Origin of the sequence: Nocardia sp. NPDC060220 (assembly GCF_042727815.1) — a bacterium.
Classification (GTDB): domain Bacteria; phylum Actinomycetota; class Actinomycetes; order Mycobacteriales; family Mycobacteriaceae; genus Nocardia.
The window spans coordinates 1-4,412 of the sequence record NZ_JBHWZY010000591.1 but is presented as its reverse complement, the minus strand read 5'-3'; the positions used below and the strand labels follow the sequence as shown (position 1 = coordinate 4,412).

Below are 4,412 nucleotides of genomic sequence, written 5' to 3'. Positions count from 1 at the left end.
GTCCCTAACCGGCGGCCCCTCAGGGCCGCGACTCGAGCGCGCCAGCGCTCCAACAAACACAGCGTCGAACCGCCTGGGACAACCGAACGCAGGTGACCCTCGCACCCGCGACTCCCCGCCGCATCGTCGAGAGTCCCCGCGCCGCCGGCAATTAGTCGACGCCCAGGTAGGCCGACATGACCGCAGGGTCGGTGAGCAATCCCGCACCCGGACCGGACTTGGTGACCTCGCCGGTTTCCAGGATGTAGGCGCGATCACTGCGGGTCAGGGCCTGTTGGGCGTTCTGTTCCACGAGCAGCACGGTGGTGCCCTGGCGGTTGATCTCGCTGATGATCCGGAAGATCTGCTGGATCACCATGGGGGCCAGACCCATCGAGGGTTCGTCGAGCAGCAGCAGCTTCGGCCGGGCCATGAGGGCGCGGCCGATCGCGAGCATCTGCTGTTCGCCGCCCGACATCGTGCCGCCGACCTGCTTGCGACGTTCGGCCAGGCGGGGGAACAGTTCGAAGACCCAGTCCAGGGTCTGTTGATACTCGGTCTTCTTCTCGAAAGGCCTACCGTAGCAACCCATGTCGAGGTTCTCCGCGACCGTCATGCCCGGGAAGACACCGCGGCCCTCCGGCGCCTGGATGAGACCCTCGACCACCCGATCGTGCGCTTTCATGGTGGTGATGTCTTTGCCCTGGAACAGGATTCGGCCCGAGGTGAGCGGCAGCAGGCCCGACATCGCCCGCATGGTGGTGGTCTTGCCCGCGCCGTTGGCGCCGAGCAGAGTCACCAGTTCACCCTGGGCGACCGACAGCGAAATGCCGTGCAGCGCTTGGATCCGGCCGTAGTTCACGACCATGTCCTGGACCTCGAGCAGCGGCGCCTCGGTCTCGACCACGGCCTCCGGCTCGTCCCGCGAGCGCACCACCACGGCGTCCGCCACCGGCGTCGCCCCCTCCTCCGCGGCGGCGACCGATCCCTCGCGCACTTCCTCGATCGTGTCCGCGTCGGGCACGCCGAGGTAGGCCGCGATCACCGCCGGGTCCTCACGCACCTGGGTGGGCAGGCCGTCGGCGATCTTGCGCCCGAACTCCAGGACCACGATCCGGTCGGTCACGCCCATCACCAGGCGCATGTCGTGCTCGATGAGCAGCACGGTGTAGCCGTCGTCGCGGATCTTGCGGATCAGGTCCATCAGCGCCGACTTCTCGCTGGGATTGAAACCGGCAGCCGGCTCGTCGAGACACAGCAGCTTGGGCTCGGTGGCCAGCGCCCGCGCGATCTCTAGCCTGCGCTGATCGCCGTAGGACAGGTTGCGGGCCTTCTCCACCGCGCGTGGCGCGATGCCGACGAACTCGAGCAGCGCCATGCCGCGTTCGATGGCATCACGCTCCTCGCGCCGGAACTTCGGCGTGCGGAACACCGCGCCGGGCACCGAGGTGGTGTGGCGCGCGTCGGTGCCGACGACCACGTTCTCCAGCGCCGTCATCTCGCCGAACAGCCGCACGTTCTGGAACGTGCGCGCGATACCCATCCGGGTGATCTCGTTGCGCTTGGTCTTGGCCAGCGGCCGACCGTCGAAGTGCACGCTGCCCGACGCGGGCTTGTAGACGCCGGTGATGGCGTTGAAGCAGGTGGTCTTACCCGCGCCGTTGGGGCCGATCAGGCCGAGGATCTCGCCGCGACGGATCTCGAAACTGACCCCGTCCAACGCGGTCAGACCGCCGAACTTGACGGTCAGACCGTCGGTACGCAGCAGGGGCTCGCCCACCGCGGTCTCGATCTCGCGATGCGGCGCGACCACCTCGGCGACGGTCTCGGCATCGGCGAGCTCGGGCAGCACCGCGGTGACGTCGACCTCGCCGGTCGGCTCGACCTCGGGCGGCGGCTGGTAGCCGGCCTTCATGTCTTCGTTGTCGTACAGCGCGTCTCCCGCGCCCGGCCCCGTCATCGCCCTGCTCCGATCGATTCGGCCGCCGGCTTGCGCACGACCGCCTGGTACACCTGTCTGCCGTAGGCGAGCAGTTTCTGCCGCACCGGGAACAGACCCTGTGGCCGCAGAATCATCATCACCACGAGCGCGATGCCGAAGTAGAGGTACTTCAGGTCACCGAGGTTCTGGGCGCCGCCCGGACGGAACAGCAACACACTGCCGAACAGCAGCAGGCCGAGGATCACCGCGACGATCGCCACGCCGATCACTGTCCGCCGGACCCACGCGGCCAGCGCGTCCTTCTTCCACCGCCACAGCAACCACAGCCCGATCAGCAGCGCGACATCGAGGCCGAGCAGCAGGTAACCGGTCGACTCGCTGGACACCAGCTGCACCGACTGCAACCGCATCGGCAGGTAGGCGATGAGGAACGCGCCGACGATCACGCCGAGCTTGTTGCCCGAACCACCCAGCACCACCGCGCACAGGAACAACATCGACAAGATGATGTCGAACTGTTTGGGGTTGACGTAGGTGACCTGACCGGCGTACATCGCGCCGGACAGACCGCCGACCGAGGCGCCGATCACGAACGCCCACAGCTTGAACTTGAAGGTCGGCACGCCCATGATCTCGGCGGCGTCCTCGTCTTCGCGGATGGCGACCCAGGAGCGCCCGACCCGGCTGCGCTCGAGGTTGCCGATGATCAGCAGCACCACGATCACGAAGGCCATACCGAGCCAGAACCACCAGGTGCCGTTGCTGGCCCGCTGGAAGGGATTCCAGCTGCTGGTGTCGCCGAGGTTGCCCGGGGAGAAGAAACCACCGGGGTGCGCCTCGGATTCGCCGACCGTGGGGTAGGCGATCTTGGACAGCCCGAGGCTGCCGTTGGTCAGGTCGCCCAGGTTGTCGGCCATCAGCCGGACGATCTCACCGAAGCCCAGCGTCACGATCGCGAGGTAGTCACCGCGCAGCCGCAGGGTCGGCGCGCCGAGGATCAGGCCCGCGAGCGCGGTCAGCGCGATCGCGATCGGCAGGCAGGCCACCCACGCCCAGCCGGGTTGCAGCCAGCCGCCGTCGGTTTGGTTCCACGGACTGTTCGGACTGGTCAGCAGGCCGACCGTGTAGGCGCCGACGGCATAGAAGCCGACATAACCCAGGTCGAGCAGACCGGCCTGGCCGACCACCACGTTCAGGCCGATGGCGATCAGCGCGTACATGGCGAACTGCGCCATCACACCGCCGAAGCTCACGCCCGGAGTGTCGAGCAGCGGGGGCGGGAACAGCGGCATCAGCGCCAGCAAGGCGATGATCGGCACGCCAACGGCCCACTGGGCCGGACGCGAGAGCCCGTCCCACCAGACCCGGATCGCATCGCCGATGCCACGTCGATCCTGCTGTGCGACAGGCGCTTTCGGGGTTTTCGTCAGGTCTGTCATGCGCGTGCCCTCCCCAGGCTCTCGCCGAGGATGCCGGTCGGCCGGAACATCAGCACGGTCACCAGCAGCACGAACGCGACCACGTCACGCCATTCGGTGCCGAACAGGATCTGCCCGTACTGCTCGGCGATGCCGAGGATCAACCCGCCGAGCAGCGCGCCGCGCAGGTTGCCGATGCCACCGAGCACCGCGGCGCTGAACGCCTTGATACCGAGGATGAAACCGCCGGAGAAGATGATGCCGGTGGGGATGTAGAGCGTGTACAACATCGCGGCCGCGCCTGCCAGCAGACCGCCGATGAGGAACGTCAGCACGATGACCCGCTCACGCGAGACACCCATCAGGGTGGCGGTGTCGGGGTCCTGGGCGACCGCGCGGATGGCGCGGCCGAATTTGGTTCTGTTGATGACGATTTCGGTGGTGATCGCGAGCACGACGGCCGCGGCGATGATCACCAGCGCCACATTGGTGACCTGCGCGCCGAGGAAGCTGAACTGCACCTTCGGCTCCACGAGCCGGATACCGGTCTGGGCGTTGGAGCCGCCGAGCCCCGGCTTGATCTTGGGCAGGATGTAGTGCACGAATTCCTGGATCACGAACGACATACCGATCGCGGTGATCAGGAACGCCAGCGGTTTCGCGCCGCGCCTGCGCAGCGGCCGGTAGGCGACTCGTTCGAGCCCCACCGCCGCGATGCCCGAGACGAGCATGCCGAACAGCATCGCCAAGCCCAGGTACAGCACTGTCAGCAGGACACCCTGGGAATACACGTTGCCGCTGGGCGCGAAGCCGAGCAGTTCCAGTCCCACGTAGGTGCCGAACATGCCGAGCATGAAGATCTCGGAGTGGGCGAAGTTGATCAGTCGGAGCACGCCGTAGACCAGCGTGTAGCCGACAGCGACCAGGGCGTAGATCGAGCCATAGGTGAGGCCGTCCACGGTCAATCGCCAGAACTGGTCGATCACCCCGGAGACGTTGAAATCGATGGACCCTTCGGCCAACAGGGTCACACCGAGCGAAGCCGCTGATGTCATGGTTACTCTCGCGTCAGG

At 67.0% G+C, this 4,412-nt stretch carries 3 protein-coding genes and 1 pseudogene; all 4 read right to left on the bottom strand.

Annotated features, from left to right (window positions below; translation table 11 throughout):
* Positions 1–151: 151 nt before the first annotated feature.
* The 4 genes and pseudogenes from ACFWF3_RS25805 to ACFWF3_RS25790 all read right to left on the bottom strand — a co-directional run bounded on the left by ACFWF3_RS25805 (position 152) and on the right by ACFWF3_RS25790 (position 4,394).
* Positions 152–847 carry an ABC transporter ATP-binding protein gene (locus ACFWF3_RS25805; RefSeq protein ID WP_378995800.1) on the bottom strand — a complete coding sequence of 232 codons (696 nt, stop codon included), beginning with the start codon at positions 845–847 and terminating at the stop codon, positions 152–154.
* A 183-nt stretch (positions 848–1,030) separates the two neighbouring features.
* A pseudogene (locus tag ACFWF3_RS25800) lies at positions 1,031–1,894 on the bottom strand (ABC transporter ATP-binding protein); the annotation flags it as partial.
* A 41-nt stretch (positions 1,895–1,935) separates the two neighbouring features.
* On the bottom strand, positions 1,936–3,360 hold the full coding sequence (locus ACFWF3_RS25795; protein WP_378995649.1) for a branched-chain amino acid ABC transporter permease: 1,425 nt from the start codon (positions 3,358–3,360) through the stop codon (positions 1,936–1,938).
* Complete coding sequence (locus ACFWF3_RS25790) at positions 3,357–4,394, bottom strand: branched-chain amino acid ABC transporter permease (protein ID WP_378995651.1); 1,038 nt, start codon at positions 4,392–4,394, stop codon at positions 3,357–3,359. The genes ACFWF3_RS25795 and ACFWF3_RS25790 overlap by 4 nt, the downstream gene beginning before the upstream one ends.
* Between the last annotated feature and the right edge of the window lie 18 nt (positions 4,395–4,412).

Bases quoted from the DNA above. Each gene is read 5' to 3' on its own strand.
- ACFWF3_RS25805 (WP_378995800.1), bottom strand. From the start codon at position 847: ATGGTCGTGAACTACGGCCGGATCCAAGCGCTGCACGGCATTTCGCTG.
- ACFWF3_RS25795 (WP_378995649.1), bottom strand. From the start codon at position 3,360: ATGACAGACCTGACGAAAACCCCGAAAGCGCCTGTCGCACAGCAGGAT.
- ACFWF3_RS25790 (WP_378995651.1), bottom strand. From the start codon at position 4,394: ATGACATCAGCGGCTTCGCTCGGTGTGACCCTGTTGGCCGAAGGGTCC.